Source organism: Sagittula sp. NFXS13 (assembly GCF_040148795.1).
In the GTDB taxonomy this organism is placed as follows: domain Bacteria; phylum Pseudomonadota; class Alphaproteobacteria; order Rhodobacterales; family Rhodobacteraceae; genus Sagittula; species Sagittula marina.
Genome location: NZ_JAGEMH010000003.1, coordinates 16,867 through 32,260, shown reverse-complemented (window position 1 = coordinate 32,260; position 15,394 = coordinate 16,867). Strand labels below are relative to the sequence as shown.

The window sequence follows — 15,394 nt, the reverse complement described above, 5'->3', positions numbered from 1 at the left end:
CCTAGAGCAAGGACACGCGAAGGGCCGCCCAAAACGGGCGGCCCTTTTCAGTTTTACGCCCGCTAGGTCAGCTTTCGCACAGCGCGGCTTCGGGCGTTTTCCCGGTGCGGGGATTGGCTCCGGGCCTCAGGGCTTTGGAGGCTGAACATGGCAGCTGCCGCGATGAAGTGCGTTCAAATCTGGGGTTCCGATGTTTGGGGGAGGTGTTTAGATACCATTGTGACAGGGGACAATCTGCGCGCATCGCCGCCTGAAAGGGCGCCAAACAGAGATCAGGGTATTCGGCGAAACAATGCAGATAGACGTGGTTTATGGAGACCAGTTACTAAACCGCTGTCCCGGGATGCAGCGCAACGGTCGCCCCGATCTCTAGGCAGCCAGAACCAGTATGACCACCGATACGGTCAGAACGGCGATGCCTGCGACCTCGCGCGCTGTCACCTTCTCTTTGAACCACAAAACCGAGGCCGCCAGAGACAAGACCAATTCGACCTGCCCCACGGCATAGACGTAAGCGGCAGTCTGCAATGTGAACGCCGTGAACCAGCTCATCGTGCCAAAGGCCGAGGTCAATCCCAGCCAGACCGCCGTGCGCCGTGCCTGCCAGACGCGCGTGATCTCTCCCGGCGCGCGCCACCGCAGCCACGCGGCCATCCCCATTGCTTGACCTATGGTCACAAAGACCAATCCAATCAATGCACGCAGCACCGGATCATCGCTGCCGACCTGCAATGTTGCCGCACGGTAGCCCACTCCGGCGACGGCAAAGAAAAAGCCAGCCCCGACGCCGAGCAGCACAACGCGGCTGCGCAGTTGGGTCCATAGTGCTCCGTCGATACCCGGCGTTCGAGACAGCAACAGCACACCGATCAGGCCAATACCGATGCCGATCCATCCCGGCAGGGAAATCACTTCTCCGAGTAGGATCAGCCCCAGAAGCGCGGTCTGAATGACCTCGGTCTTTTTCAGCGTTACGCCGACAGCGAAATTACGTTCTCGGAATGCCAGAACAACAAGAACTGTCGCAAGTATCTGACCAAAACCGCCGAAGATCGCCCACACCCAGAAGTCTGGCGTGATAGAGGGCAGCGCCGCTTGCGTGATCCAGAGATACCCCAGAAGCAGCACCGCCGCTGCGGGCGCAGCGTAGGCGAAGCGGGCAAATGTACTGCCGGTGGCACTTAATCGTCCGCCCGCCAAGACTTTTTGCAGCATGAAGCGCACAGTCTGAAAGACTGCTGCGCTGAGTGTGGCGATGATCCAGAGTTCCATGCCCTGCTCTTGCGCGCGGGGTGGCGCAAGGTCCAGCCCCTAAGCGACCGTAAGGCTCAGATCAGGCGTCCCCACCGGATACCAGCCCAGACACGCTCATAAATCAGGTAGCACAGAAAGCCGACGATTGCGTTTACCAACGCCATGCCGCCACCCACCGCAATCGAGCCGGTGAACAGCAAGCCGACCACGCCCATGCTGAACAGGCCAATCAAGGTCCAAACCACTGATTTCAAAATCGTTCTTTGCCGGGTTTCCATATTGCCTCCGTTGTGTCGATTGCAGCCTTCCTATCGTCTGCCAAAGGGAGGGACTATTCTGCGTATGCTTCACAAAACCCAGCAGTAGTGATAATAATCACCACATGGTGAAAATTCCCGACAAGCGCATTCGAGCGGCATTGCTGCGCGATCGACTGACCGAAGCAATGACCACAGCCCGCAGCAACCAAACCGCGCTGGCGCGCGATATTGGCGTCGACCGCTCTACGATTTCGCAGTTGCTGAAGGACAAGGGCGCACGCCTGCCCAACGCGCATCTGGTTGCCGCTTGTGCACAGGTGCTGGGCGTGTCGACCGACTGGCTTTTGGGCCTGTCAGAGCGCCCCGAGAACGCAGCCGACCTGCTCGCCAATGCTCTGACGCTGACAGAGGCGCCACGGGCCTTGGTCGATGAGCAGATCTTCAACTGGCATCGCGAAGCCGAGGGGTACAAGATCCGCTATGTGCCCCCCGCCCTGCCCGATGTGTTGAAGACCCGCGACATGCTGGAGTGGGAATACGGCCCGCATCTGGGCAAGACGACAGAGCAGGCGATCAATGCATCGGAGGATCGACTGAACTGGATGCGCGCCTCACAGTCGGATTACGAAATCGCATTGCCATTGTTCGAGCTGGCCGCCTTTGCCGAAGGGTCGGGCTACTATGCCGGCCTGTCCGCTGATATTCGCCACACTCAGCTGGAGGTGATGGCCGAGTTGGCAGAGACGCTTTACCCCCGTTTGCGGGTCACACTGTATGATGCTCGGCGGCTGTATTCTGCGCCGCTGACAATCTTTGGTCCGTTGTTGGCCGTGCTCTACATCGGGCGAAACTACATCGCATTCAGGGATAAGGACCGGTTGGCGGTGCTGACTTCGCATTTCGACCACCTCGTGCGCGAAGCCACCGTGACTGCGCGTGACCTGCCAGCGCATCTGCGTGGACTGGCACGAACCATCTGAATACAAAAAGGCGCAGCCTGCGCCGCGCCTTTCCGTTTCAGACCATTGGCTCTTCAGACGGTCAGTCCTTCCGGCTCCGGCAGGCCATTGGCGCGGCTGCAGGCCGTGACCGTATTGGCCAGCAGGCAAGCGATTGTCATGGGTCCGACGCCACCGGGCACCGGAGTAATTGCCCCGGCTTTTTCAGCGCAGCTGTCGTAGTGGCAATCGCCCACGAGGCGCGTTTTGCCCTCGCCTTTTTCCGGCGCATCTATGCGGTTGATGCCCACGTCGATGACGGTGGCCCCCTTTTTGATCCAGTCGCCCGGCACCATCTCGGGGCGTCCGACGGCAGCGACAACGATGTCCGCGCGACGCACAACGTCAGCCAGATCCTTTGTCCGGGAATGTGCAATCGTTACGGTGCAGCTTTCGCCCAGCAGCAGTTGCGCCATCGGCTTACCAACAATGTTCGAGCGCCCGATCACCACCGCGTCCATGCCGGACAGCGAACCGTGATGGTCACGCAACATCATCAGGCACCCCAGAGGCGTACAGGGGACCATTGATTTCTGCCCCGTGCCCAGCAGCCCCACGTTGGAGATATGGAAACCATCAACATCCTTTGCCGGGTCGATGGCGTTGATCACCAGATCTTCGTTCATGTGCTTTGGCAGCGGCAGTTGAACAAGGATACCGTGCACCGCCGGGTCGTTGTTCAGCGTGTCGATCAATGCCAGCAGATCGGCCTCCGCCGTGTCAACGTCCAGCTTGTGCTCGTAGGAATTCATGCCGACCTCGACGGTCATCTTTCCCTTGGAGCGGACGTAGACCTGGCTTGCGGGATCTTCGCCCACCAGAACAACCGCCAATCCCGGCGTGATGCCGTGCTCTTGCTTCAGGCGCGCCACGTGGCCGCCGACCTTTTCACGCACCCTGGCCGCAAAGGCCTTTCCGTCGATCACAGTTGCCGTCATCCGTCGATCCCTTCCTTGCCGATCGCCCTTTCCTCGCGGGCAATCACCGTCTCAATCATGATCCGCCACATGGCGGAGACCATCTCTCCATCCACGCCGCGTGCCTCGGCCCCCTCCCGAACGTGGTCGAGAACCGCCTGAACACGGCCCGGAGCCCGCGCCGCAATACCTTCGACCGCCTTCAGGCGCGGTGCCTGTTCCGTATGACGCCACCGTTCCGCCAGCAAATCCATCAGGGCCGCATCAATCTCGTCAATTCCGCGACGCAGTTCCGCCATGCTGTCGATCTGTTCCGGGTCTCTGCGTGGCATTCCGACTTCCTTGGTATGAACTATCGCCCGGTTCCTATCGGTCACGTCCGACATTTGCCACGCCGGGCGCGACGGATAACACGGCGGGTACGACGGTTTGGCACGCTCCATCGCTTCGCCGTTTCCGATCATCTACGGCTTGGCTCAGAAAAGCCCCTCGATCAGGCCGTCTTCGTTGAGGTGGATCGATTCAGCCGCCGGTTTGCGCGGCAGGCCCGGCATGGTCATGATTTCGCCGCAGACCACCACGACAAAACCCGCACCAGCGGACAGCCGAACCTCTCGCACCGGGATGTCAAACCCGGTCGGCGCGCCGCGCTGGTCCGGATCGGTGGAGAATGAATACTGCGTTTTTGCCATGCAGACCGGCAAATGACCGTAGCCTTGCTCTTCCCAATCCTTGAGTTGGCTCAAAACCTTATTGTCCATCACCACGCCATCGGCGCGGTAAATCTCGCGGCAAACGGTTTCGATTTTCGCAGCCAGCGGGAGGTCATCACCGTAGAGAGGCGCATAGTTGGCAGAGCCACCGTCACAAAGCGCCACCACCTTTTGCGCGGTTTCTTCGATACCAGCACCGCCTTCGGCCCAATGTTTGTTCAACACAGCTTCGACGCCCAGCGAGGCGCAATAGTCGATCACCGCTTGTACCTCTGCGTCGGTGTCCGTGACGAAGTGGTTGATGCCCACCAAAGCAGGGACGCCGAACTTCTTCATATTTTCAATGTGACGGCCCAGGTTCGGGCAGCCGTCCTTCACCGCTTGGACGTTTTCGCTGCCAAGATCCGACTTCGCCACACCGCCGTTCATCTTCATGGCCCGTACGGTGGCGACGATCACAACCGCGTCCGGCTTCAGCCCAGCCTTGCGACATTTGATGTCCATGAACTTTTCGGCGCCAAGATCGGCGCCAAAGCCTGCTTCGGTCACGACATAGTCCGCGAGCTTCAGCGCCGTGGTCGTGGCGATCACCGAGTTGCACCCATGCGCGATATTGGCGAAGGGACCGCCATGTACAAAGGCCGGATTGTTTTCCAACGTCTGCACCAGGTTCGGCTGCATGGCGTCCTTCAGCAGGACCGTCATGGCCCCCTCGGCCTTGATATCGCGGCAGAAGACCGGCGACTTATCTGTCCGATAGGCCACGATCATGTCGCCCAGCCGCTTTTCCAGATCCTTGAGGTCCTTGGCCAGACACAGAATGGCCATGACTTCCGATGCGACAGTGATGTCAAAGCCGTCTTCGCGCGGGTAGCCATTTGCCGCGCCGCCCAAGGAAGACGTGATTTGCCGCAAGGACCGGTCATTCATATCGACGACGCGGCGCCATGTGACTCTGCGCGTGTCGATTTTCGACAAATTGCCCCAATAAATATGGTTGTCGATCATCGCCGACAGCAAACTATGCGCGGAGGTGATCGCGTGGAAATCGCCGGTGAAATGGAGGTTCATCTCCTCCATTGGCACGACCTGTGCGTAACCGCCGCCCGCGGCCCCGCCCTTCATGCCAAAGTTCGGACCAAGGGATGCTTCGCGGATGCAGATCATTGCCTTCTTGCCGATGCGGTTCAAGCCATCGCCCAAGCCAACGGTAGTTGTGGTCTTGCCCTCGCCCGCAGGGGTCGGGTTGATCGCGGTGACAAGGATCAGCTTTCCGTCGGGGCGGTCCTGCGCATCGTTGATGAAGCTCTGGCCAATTTTCGCTTTGTCATGACCGTAGGGCAGCAGATGTTCAGCCGGTATGCCCAAACGATCGCCAATTTCCTGAATTGGTTTCTTCTGCGCGTCGCGGGCAATCTCGATGTCGCTCTTGTAGGTCATGATTCCTCCCCGTTGGCGGTAACGCTTTTTGGCACTGATACCCGGCCACAGAGGGGGTTGTCACCGCAATACAGACATTCTGCGACATACCTCCACTACCGTCAGAGCATACTCGGCTGCCACGGCGGCTGGTCGGGAACATGCAAGGTCAGGGTGTCGCCGATGGAAATGCGCCCCTCTGCTGCGACCCAAGCGGTCACGCCACGGCGCCCGTTTGCCGCGGATTTGAACTGTTTCGCGTCATCGCCCACCACCTTTGCCAAAGAGAGGGCGGGAAACTGGCAGGGCCGGTTTTCCATGTCCACCGTCAATGTCGCGCCGGAAGGCGCCTGCAGCCGCGAAGAGGGGGGCACATGGCTGAAATCCGGCAAGCCCTTCACGACCATCGACGCCCCCATGCGCGCCGGGTCGATCCGCTCAACGCCCATTTTGGCTGCTATTGCAGCAAGTTCCTCTGCACTGACAATGCTCAGCTGACGCTCATTCCGGATCTCGGTGCCCTTGGCATACTGAGACTTCACACGGGAACAGGAAGGCCGCGTCAGACCACCATGAAAGGACCCGGCAAGCCCCTCAAAGCTGAGCATCGCGTCGGTCAGCACCTCTGAGAGCAATTCCTTGCGATCGCCGTTTGTGACGACCCCCAGCCAAATCACTTCGCAAGTATAATCCGTTGGCTTCAAAGCAGGCATTATCCAATCCCTTACGATCCGTGTGCTGCTGACAAACTGTCGCGGGGCGCAGGCAGGTGCAAGGGCTCGTCGGCCACTGGTGCCAGTTTGTGGCCTTTGATGTCACAAGGCTGCGGGCGCAGCGCGCAAGCAAATGTGGCCGCTGGAAAGGCGTCGCGGGTCTTTGCCTCAATGATTGCTTCGAACCAAAGTTCAACGAGGCCCGGTTACCCCAAGCAGAAGAGCGCAGGCGCGACGCAAAAGAAAACCCCGGGATCGTTCATAGATCCCGGGGCGTTCTGTCTAAAAGACGATGCGAAAACCTGTGCGCGTTCAGGCGCTCGGCTCGGGCTCAAGATCGCCTGCTGGCTTTGCCTTTGGCTTGGTCTTGGGAATGGCGGTCAAACTGGGCTTTTCATCCACCACACCTGATCCGCTGTCATCATCACCCGATTGCGGAGGATCGCCACGCATCACACGCTTGATCTCTTCGCCGGTGAGCGTCTCATATTCCAGCAGGCCGTTCGCCAGTCGCTCCCAATCGTCCTTACGATCAGTCAGAATCTGGAAGGCACGGTCGTAGGCATCCGCGATCAAGCGCTTCACTTCTTCCTCGATCAACCGCTTTGTTTCAGCAGAGACAGACAGACCGGCCGTATTCCCGGAATATCCTTCCGCCGCCTCGCGGTAATCGATGTTGCCAACCTTGTCGGACATGCCCCACTGAAGGACCATGGCACGTGCCAGTGCGGAAGCCTGTTGGATATCACCCGCCGGCCCGTTGGAGACATTCTCTTCGCCGTACTTGATGATCTCGGCCGCCTTACCTGCCATTGTCATGGCCATCTTCTCTTCACACTCGGATTTGTGCCAGTTCAGACGGTCGATTTCCGGCAAACTTACCACCATGCCAAGCGCCCCGCCACGCGGGATGATCGTCGCCTTGTAAACAGGATCACACTGCGGCAGGGCGAGGCCGACAACCGCGTGACCTGCTTCGTGGAAAGCTGTCTTTTCCTTCTGATCGTCGGTCAAGACCATGGAGCGGCGCTCCGCCCCCATCATGACCTTGTCCTTCGCGTTCTCGAAGTCTTCCATCGTCACGAAGCGACGCCCATAGCGCGCAGCCATCAGGGCTGCCTCGTTCACAAGGTTCGCAAGATCCGCGCCGGAGAAGCCCGGTGTTCCGCGCGCAATCAGGCGAAGATCAACGTCAGGGCCCAGGGGGGTCTTCTTTGCATGCACGCCGAGGATCTTCTCACGCCCCTTGATGTCCGGGTTGCCCACGGTCACCTGGCGGTCGAAACGGCCCGGCCGCAGCAGCGCGGGGTCGAGAACGTCGCGCCGGTTGGTGGCAGCGATGATGATGACGCCTTCGTTTGCTTCAAAACCGTCCATTTCGACCAGAAGCTGGTTGAGCGTCTGTTCACGTTCGTCATTGCCCCCGCCGTAGCCTTGGCCACGCGCGCGCCCAACGGCGTCGATTTCGTCGATGAAGACGATGCAGGGCGCGTTCTTCTTCGCCTGTTCGAACATGTCACGCACACGCGACGCGCCGACACCAACGAACATTTCAACGAAGTCAGACCCGGAAATCGTGAAGAATGGCACACCGGCCTCACCCGCGACGGAGCGTGCCAGAAGCGTTTTACCGGTGCCGGGAGGGCCCACCAGCAGCGCACCTTTGGGGATCTTGCCGCCAAGGCGGGAATATTTCTGCGGATTGCGCAGGAATTCAACGATTTCCTCAAGCTCTTCCTTGGCCTCGTCGATACCAGCAACGTCATCGAACGTCACCCGGCCGTGCTTTTCAGTCAGCAACTTGGCCTTCGACTTGCCAAAGCCCATCGCGCCGCCTTTGCCACCGCCCTGCATCCGGTTCATGAAATAAATCCAGACGCCGATGAGCAGCAGGAAGGGCAGAAGGTTCAGCAAGAAAACCTGAAAGCCGGAGCTTTCCTGGCTTTTGGCCGTGACCGGCACATCGCGCTCAATCAACATATTGGTGACTTCGGCGTCTTCCGGTTTGATCGTGACCATGTCCTGCTGGTCGGTGGTCCGGTAGCGAACCTGTTCACCATCGATCGTGACGCTGGCAACATTGCCCGCATTCACGTCATCGACAAATTCAGTGTAACTCGTCTCACGGCTTTGCAGCGTGGACGGTCCCCCCGAAAACAGGTTGAAAAGTGCCAGGATCAGCAAAAATAGGACGACCCAAAAGGCGATATTACGAGCGTTGCCCAAGACGGCACTCCTTTGACAGGGAAGCGTTCGGCCCGAAGGCGCGGTTTCAGCATAACATAGACATATGTGCAGCCGGTTCAATGCGTGACGAGAAACTGCCTGAAGGTCAGCGACCGTGTGCCCATGGGCAGAAACTCCAGTTGGCCGATACAGCCCGCGCGAAGTCCAAGCGCCGGGCAGGCCACCAGTTCGTCTCCGACCCAGACGGAGGGCAAGGATCGGGCTGCGCGATGCGGGTGGTGGGCTCGCGCGTCCGGCGGAAGCAGACGCCAACCGTCCTCCCCCAAATGCCGCAAACCGCGCGCGTCACAAGACCAGCGCCCGTCCCACAGGACCTGCCCCTCAGGCAAACTCTGCAAGGCCGATAATTCGCGGAAGATCCTGATCTGACTGCGTTCTGTCACTGCATCGCAGCCATGCAACGTGCCGCCGCCGCCAGACAGCAGCCGATCCAGCACGTCCTCCAGCGGCGCAATGCGCGGACGCAGCCCCTGCCCCGACACCCACATCAAAGCCGCCGCCAGAAGCCGCAGTTGGGTATCGCGCTCCAGCGCCTCAAATGCGCCGCGGTAGAACAAGATTTCCCCGGTGGGCTGACCACAGCTTTCGCCCTCCACCCCGGCAAGATCCCAAGCTTGCGCCGCGCGTGCGGTCAAAGCCTGGCGGGCGCGACCCATCCGCGCAGCCGCGCCGGCCAGCACCTCCACGCCTAGCCCTTCGTCTTCGAGCACGGTCAACAGGCGCCGCATCCGGGCGCGGTCAAAAGCCACGTCGTCGTTGGAAGGATCGTCCACCCAGCGCCCCTGAAGGACTTTCAGGTAGTGCCGCAGCTCGCTGCGCCCCATGTCCAGACAGGGCCGCACCACATCAAACCCGTGCACCCGACGTCGCGCCGCCATCGAAGACAGTCCATCCACTCCGGCCCCGCGCGCAAGACGCATCAGGAAGCCTTCGGCCACATCATCGCGCGTGTGTGCGAACAGGACATGACGCAGAGCACCGCGCCAACCCTCGATCAACGAAAACCGCGCCTCCCGCGCCGCTTCCATTTTGTTGCCCTTGCCATCCCAATTCCAGCTTAGCGTGTCGTGTGGCCAGCCGAGCGCGGCACACTCCTCCGCGACCATCTTTGCCTCTTCGGCCGCCTCCGGTCGCAAACCGTGATCCACAGTCACCACACGCAGATCCACGCCCCAGACGCGGGTCCAGTTATGCGCGAGGGTGAGCATGGCCATCGAATCGCCGCCGCCAGACACGGCCAAACCAATCTGCGACGGAAAAGAGGGGCCCAAAAGGGCCCCCATGTTTTCGGCGAATCGCTGATCGAGCGTCATGCAGCCCCGCTTTTTCTGGCGCATAGGGTCCGGGGTACGCCGCGTGGCCCAAAAGGAAGAACGCCCCCACACCCGCTTAGCGATTCAAAGTTACTGACAGGAAAACGTATCACGGCTCTCCGCCGCGCGGTCCACATAGTCGGAATCACCATAACGTTGAGGCACTTCGGCCAGCGTCACGCAAGCCTCTTGAACCGACCCCAGCTCGCCAAGCTTCGTCCCCAGACGCCACAGCGCTTCGGGCGCGCTCTGGCTGTCAGGGAAACCACTGTAGGCATCGAGATAGCGCCGCGCAGCTTCACGCGTGTCGCCCATGCCCTCCAATGCACGGCCTTCCCCAACCAGCGCGGCAGGTTCCAACGGCCCCATTGGATAGCTTTCGCGGAAGTTGGCGAACAGATCCGCAGCGCGCTGGAAATCCCCCTCGTCCAAAGCGTCCTTGGCCGACCGAAAGTCCTCTTCCTCGCTCACAGCCAGCTCGCCTTCATATGGCAGCGAATCGGTTCCGGAGCCAGCCACAGGCGCAGAAGGCGCGGCAGGCACACCCGACTCGCCACCCAAGGTCGTCGTCTGCCCGATGGTCGCCAGATCACAGCCGGGCTCCATTTCGCAGACGCGGAATTGCAGGTCGCCCAGGCGGTTCGCGCCGTCCTCGGCCACTGTGACGACGCGATGCTCCAGCTCTTCCGTTTTGGCTGTCACGCGCGCAAGTTCTGATTCGATCAGGTTCACGCGTTGCAGCACATCGCCGGAAACGGTGACATCGCTGCCCCCGGTCGTGGAAAGCTCACGCTTCAGTTTTTGCAACTCGACGGACAGCACGGCGAGATCCTGCTGCACATCCGCCAGCGTATCCTGAGCCTGAGCCGTCAAAGGCGCGGTCAGAAAAACCGCGCCCACCAACATGTTTCTCAGAACCGATTGCATGGCATCACCCCATCAACGAACCGGCGGCGATCACAGTGACCGCGCGACGGTTCTTGGAATAACAAGCCTCGGTGGAGCAGACTTCAAGCGGGCGTTCCTTGCCGTAGGACACGAACTTCAACCGGCTTTGAGAGATGCCGCGGCTCACGAGGTATTCCATCACGGCGTTGGCACGGCGTGCCCCAAGCGCAAGGTTGTATTCCCGCGTGCCCTGTTCGTCCGCGTGACCTTCGATCACGGCCATGTAGTCGGAGTTGGTCGTCAACCACTGCGCCTGCCCGTCCAGAATTGCGCGCCCCTCGGCGCTCAGGCTCGATTGGTCCACCGCGAACAACACGCGGTCGCCAACGCGCTGGTTGAAATAGGCTGTGGAGGTCGGGTCATCGACGCTGCCGGGCAGCACGCCGCTGGTCACGCCATTGTTGGCGCCCATGCCTGCGCCACCGGCGCCATCGGCTCCGGCACCGAAACGGTTGGGATTGGTACAGCCGGCCACGGCCAGCGCCGCCACCAGCATGAGGGCTTTAGGGAGATGTTGCATCACTGTCGTCCTGCTCTGTCGCGCCCGTTTGGCGCAAGTGTTGTTGCGGGTCTTCTACCACATCCAACGCAATAAGGGAATCGGGGCTGCGCCCCGACACGTGAAGGTTACTGAAGCGGTCCCCAGCTTGGATCGGATGCCCCGGCAGGGGTTCGAACCCGGCGCAGGTTTCGCCCGGAAATGTCCACGGAATAGAGGGCGGAGGCCCCCTGTGCGCCTTGGGTTTCCCGCGTGAACATGATGACACGCCCGTTCGGCGCCCAGGTCGGCCCCTCGTCGAGGAAGGAGGCCGTCAGCAAACGCTCCTCAGAGCCGTTTGTGTTCATGACGCCGATGTGGAACCGCCCTTGGTTCTGCTTGGTGAACGCGATGCGGTCCCCTCTGGGCGACCAGACCGGCGTACCGTAGCGGCCTTCCCCGAAGGAAATACGCTGCGCGTCGCCGCCCATTGCGGGCATGACATACAACTGTTGAGATCCACTGCGGTCCGATTCAAACACGATCTGCGAGCCATCTGGCGAAAACGACGGTGCGGTTTCGATCGCGGGGGTGGATGTCAGCCGCCGCGTTGCACCACTGGCGACGTCCATTGCCCAGATGTCAGTGTTCGAGCCTTGGGTCATGGAGTAGACCACCCGACTGCCATCCGGCGAAAAGCGGGGCGCAAAGCTCATGGTGCCCTCATTGGCCTGCAAGATGCGGCTTTGCACCGCGCCGACATCAAGAATGTGAATGCGCGGGAAGCCCGTCTGGTAAGACGTGTAAAGCACTTGATTGCCGTTGGGAGAGAAGCGCGGCGCCAGAACGATGGAAGCGCTGTCCGTGAGATACTGCACGTTCGCGCCGTCATAATCCATGATGGCGAGACGTTTCTGGCGGTCATCCTTGGGGCCGACTTCGGAAACGAAAACCACGCGGCTGTCGAAGTACGGGCTTTCGCCGGTCAGGCGGCGGTAGACCTGATCGGCCACCTTATGCGCCAGACGACGCCAGCCCTCGGAGGTTGCAGCGAATTGCATGCCCTCTCCCAGCTCACGCTCTGCAAAGACATCCCAGGCACGGAACTTTACAACCACGCGACCAGCGCCATCGGTGCTGACCGCGCCAGTGACCAGCGCCTGAGCGTTGATCGCTTTCCAGTCAGCAAACTGCACAGGCGAGGCAAAGGCAGACACCCGGCTGATGTGCGCATCGCGGGGAATTTCACGGAAAAGGCCAGTGCCGACCAGATCCTCTGCCACCACGCGGGAGATATCCTCCGCGAATTGTTCCGCCCCCGGCGTCTCTGCGACGAAGGCCGGGACCGCGACCGGCATTGGTTCGACGATCCCGCGGTCGATTTCGAGGCGCAAAGGCTCCTGTGCCGACAGGGGCGACACTTGCATCCCCCCGGCAAAAACCAGCGCAAGCGCCAACATCAGCCACGTCATGGCTCGTTTTGTCATGGAACCGCTCCTCGGGATCTGCCCACCAACTGCCCAACGGGTCTGTTGCCCGCATCAATTCTTACTACATTGCATTTGATGCGCACAAAACACCCTTCAAACGGAGTTTGCGCGGGGAATTGCCGAAAGTGAGGCACTTTCCAATGTCACATCGCAATTTCTATCGCTCGGCACGCTGAATGGCCCATTCCAAAGCGGGTTGATTTTACCTGAGTGTTTAAGTAGGGATTAGCAAGCCCAGCGAGATCAGCCAGGCATCGCGGTATCCGCCGCTTTTGTTGACCGTCGCAGGAGCCCATAATGACGCCAATCCATCGCCCTGAACGCCATTGCCCTCCGGACCCGCGTGGAACACACATCGACGTACTGTCTCTGCGCCCGGCAGAGCTGGTCATGATAACCATTGCCCGGCACTATTTCGGCAGCTTCGCAGCCCCGGATCAGCAGGGCTGGCTTGGCGGCGTCAGCGCTGCGCTGCGATTTTATGGACACGACATCGGCCCCCATGCCGCCGTCGCGGTTCTGTCCGCCGTTCAGGCCATGCGCCGCAGCCGCATCTCGGCCTTCCGCTTCAATTCTGCCGACTGCGCCCATTGCGCCGCACATCTCAGCGAGAACGAACGCCAGTTCCTCAACACCTGCCGCGCCATGGCAACCAATCGCCGCGAAGCGGCCAAAGGCCACGCAATGATTCTGTGCGAGGGCAATGACACCCAGCCGTTCCTTGAAGCGATGGCCGTCATGGCCCAAGTTTGCCAGATCTCCCGCGTGACACCCCAATCCGGCCCCGACGCCCCTGCAAAGCTACGCCGCCGCCCTCAGGTGAACCTTGTGGATGTTCCACCGCAGACGAGACTTTGACACCCTCCCCTGTCGACGGGAAGGCAACGCCCTAACCCGTCTGAAATCCGTTCAACCGGGGCAGTAACTTCCTGAAGTGGCGCAAGTCGGGGCATGAACCCCGACTTTTCCACGTTCAACGCAGGCGCATGTCACGCGGATTGAAGGTCATCTCGATCCGCTTCCAGCTGTCGTATTTCTCAGCCGGCAGATCATAGGCCCCGCCCTGCTCAATCTGGCAGCGCAGTACGGCACGGCGTGCCCATTGGAACGCTGTATCCGCAGCAGCACCGCTGCCTCCTGTCGCATCCAGCATTCGGATGGAGCTGGAAATCACTGTACCATCCGGCTGCATGTCAAAGGCCAGTGTGACTGTCACATCCGCCGCCTGGTTGCCCACATCCACGACCCAGCACGCCTGAACAGCAATTTGCATGGCGTCTTTTTCACCGCGCGTCATGGGCGGACCTTCGGGCGCATCAGCCCCGGCACCGCTGCTTGTCAGCGTGTCTGCCAAAGCTGCGGTCAATGCATCCTGCGCCGGATCGCTGACCGGCTCGGACGGCGTCGGCGTCGGGGTTGGCTCAGATGCCGGTTCGGCAGGTTCAGCCTCCGCAGTCCTTTCAGGACGCGTGCGCGGGCGTACAGAAGCCGCCGGGGCACGGGGGGCGCCCTCGGACCCCGAGGGCTCCTCGGCCTCGGTCACGATTTCAGTCGTGGTTTCCTCTGGCGCGGTCGCCTCTTGGGCCTCCTCCACCTCGTCTGCACTGGTGGCGTCAGGATCAGCGGCTTGCTGCGTTTCCGGACCCGTCACGGCCTCCGGATCGGGGGGCGCGAGGGGTTCATCGGCTACGCGCGGCGCAGGCCGTGGCTGCGGACGTCGAGAATTGTCCGGCGCAAGCACCTGTGGCGCGGGCGGAATTGGTGCCGGGTCCGGCACTGGCAGAGGCTCGGGTTCAGGCGCAGGAATAGTCGGCACCGGTTCCGGAGTTGGCGTTGGCTCCGGCATCGGTTCAGGGATCGGCTCAGGCTCTGGCGCTGGCACGGGGGCCGGCTCCGGGACTGGTTCGGGCTCTGGGATTGGGTCGGGCAAAGGCTCAGGTGCGGGTTCCGGCTCAGGCTCCGGGGTCGGCTCCAAAGCCGGTTCAAGCAGGTCAGTATCCGAGCGTTCCGGCGCACTCAAAGCCGCGAATTCCGCCTCTGAAATCACCGACACATCCGCCACAGACATCTCTGGCGGCGCCGCATCAAAGATGTTGCCCAGCAAGAGCCAGGCAAAAGCCGCGGCATGCACCCCGGCGGAGATTTGCAAATAGCGTGACACGCCGCGGGGCCTCAGTTCTGATCGTCCAGCGACGGGCCGCCAACATCCGTCACCAGTCCGATCGAGGAAAAGCCACCGGCGTTCAACGCCCCCATGACCTGAGCCACCTGCTCGTAGGGCACAACACCATCCGCGCGCAGATACACACGATCATCCGCCCGCTCCGCCGCGATGGCACGCAGCCGGTTGACCAGCTCGTCACGCGAGACTTCAGTCTCCATGATCCGTACGGTCCCATCCGATTGCAACGTGACAGAAAGCGGCTCTTCGGTGTCTTGCGGCAAGGCCTGCGCCGCCGTCTTGGGCAGTTCCACGGGAACACCGACCGTCAACATGGGCGCGGCCACCATGAAGATGATGAGCAGCACCAGCATCACGTCCACGAACGGCGTAACGTTGATTTCGGACATGACCGCAGACGAGCGGCGCGATCTGCGCTGCCGCTTGCCGCCCCCGCCGCCTTTGATGACACCTGCTCCCATG

The 15,394-nt window shown here is 61.1% G+C and carries 15 protein-coding genes; 2 read left to right on the top strand and 13 right to left on the bottom strand.

The genetic code is table 11. The features are described from left to right. Positions 1–369: 369 nt before the first annotated feature. Both J4E08_RS07875 and J4E08_RS07870 read right to left on the bottom strand, forming a co-directional pair. Positions 370–1,272, bottom strand: a complete 903-nt coding sequence (locus J4E08_RS07875) for an EamA family transporter (RefSeq protein ID WP_349538004.1) — start codon at positions 1,270–1,272, stop codon at positions 370–372. A gap of 56 nt (positions 1,273–1,328) precedes the next feature. Then, the gene (locus J4E08_RS07870) at positions 1,329–1,499 is read right to left on the bottom strand and encodes a DUF2061 domain-containing protein (protein WP_502949260.1); all 171 of its coding nucleotides are present in this window, start codon (positions 1,497–1,499) and stop codon (positions 1,329–1,331) included. Between the two features lie 137 nt (positions 1,500–1,636). On the opposite strand from J4E08_RS07870, the gene J4E08_RS07865 reads away from it, so the two are divergent. Then, positions 1,637–2,494: a helix-turn-helix domain-containing protein gene (locus tag J4E08_RS07865; protein ID WP_349538002.1), complete on the top strand. Its 858-nt coding sequence runs from the start codon at positions 1,637–1,639 to the stop codon at positions 2,492–2,494. 53 nt (positions 2,495–2,547) lie between these two features. On the opposite strand, the gene folD is transcribed toward J4E08_RS07865, so the two are convergent. From folD to tolB, 9 genes are all read right to left on the bottom strand, one after another. Next, positions 2,548–3,450, bottom strand: a complete 903-nt coding sequence (folD, locus tag J4E08_RS07860) for a bifunctional methylenetetrahydrofolate dehydrogenase/methenyltetrahydrofolate cyclohydrolase FolD (RefSeq protein ID WP_349538001.1) — start codon at positions 3,448–3,450, stop codon at positions 2,548–2,550. Then, on the bottom strand, positions 3,447–3,761 hold the full coding sequence (locus J4E08_RS07855) for a chorismate mutase (protein WP_349538000.1): 315 nt from the start codon (positions 3,759–3,761) through the stop codon (positions 3,447–3,449). The genes folD and J4E08_RS07855 overlap by 4 nt, the downstream gene beginning before the upstream one ends. Positions 3,762–3,905: 144 nt before the next feature. Then, on the bottom strand, positions 3,906–5,582 hold the full coding sequence (locus J4E08_RS07850) for a formate--tetrahydrofolate ligase (RefSeq protein WP_349537999.1): 1,677 nt from the start codon (positions 5,580–5,582) through the stop codon (positions 3,906–3,908). Positions 5,583–5,683: 101 nt separating this feature from the next. Further along, positions 5,684–6,274, bottom strand: coding sequence for an MOSC domain-containing protein (locus J4E08_RS07845; RefSeq protein WP_349537998.1), 591 nt, complete (start codon positions 6,272–6,274; stop codon positions 5,684–5,686). 312 nt (positions 6,275–6,586) lie between these two features. After that, positions 6,587–8,500, bottom strand: a complete 1,914-nt coding sequence (gene ftsH, locus J4E08_RS07840) for an ATP-dependent zinc metalloprotease FtsH (RefSeq protein ID WP_183963955.1) — start codon at positions 8,498–8,500, stop codon at positions 6,587–6,589. Positions 8,501–8,577: 77 nt separating this feature from the next. Then, on the bottom strand, positions 8,578–9,834 hold the full coding sequence (gene tilS / locus J4E08_RS07835) for a tRNA lysidine(34) synthetase TilS (RefSeq protein WP_349537997.1): 1,257 nt from the start codon (positions 9,832–9,834) through the stop codon (positions 8,578–8,580). A 90-nt stretch (positions 9,835–9,924) separates the two neighbouring features. Continuing rightward, positions 9,925–10,761 (bottom strand): tol-pal system YbgF family protein, encoded by an 837-nt coding sequence (locus J4E08_RS07830; RefSeq protein ID WP_349537996.1) that lies wholly within the window; start codon positions 10,759–10,761, stop codon positions 9,925–9,927. Positions 10,762–10,765: 4 nt separating this feature from the next. Next, a complete protein-coding gene (gene pal / locus J4E08_RS07825; protein ID WP_183963966.1) occupies positions 10,766–11,302 on the bottom strand; it encodes a peptidoglycan-associated lipoprotein Pal in 537 nt (178 codons plus the stop codon). Between the two features lie 107 nt (positions 11,303–11,409). Continuing rightward, positions 11,410–12,687, bottom strand: a complete 1,278-nt coding sequence (gene tolB, locus J4E08_RS07820) for a Tol-Pal system beta propeller repeat protein TolB (RefSeq protein WP_349538475.1) — start codon at positions 12,685–12,687, stop codon at positions 11,410–11,412. A 360-nt stretch (positions 12,688–13,047) separates the two neighbouring features. Here tolB and J4E08_RS07815 point away from each other — a divergent pair, with 360 nt between their 5' ends. Beyond that, positions 13,048–13,608, top strand: coding sequence for a hypothetical protein (locus tag J4E08_RS07815; protein ID WP_349537995.1), 561 nt, complete (start codon positions 13,048–13,050; stop codon positions 13,606–13,608). Between the two features lie 115 nt (positions 13,609–13,723). On the opposite strand, the gene tolA is transcribed toward J4E08_RS07815, so the two are convergent. Together tolA and tolR are read right to left on the bottom strand one after the other, a co-directional pair. After that, positions 13,724–14,911: a cell envelope integrity protein TolA gene (tolA, locus tag J4E08_RS07810; protein ID WP_349537994.1), complete on the bottom strand. Its 1,188-nt coding sequence runs from the start codon at positions 14,909–14,911 to the stop codon at positions 13,724–13,726. 11 nt (positions 14,912–14,922) lie between these two features. After that, entirely contained in the window at positions 14,923–15,393 is a 471-nt protein-coding gene (tolR, locus tag J4E08_RS07805) for a protein TolR (RefSeq protein WP_183963972.1), read from the bottom strand. Position 15,394 lies beyond the last annotated feature (1 nt).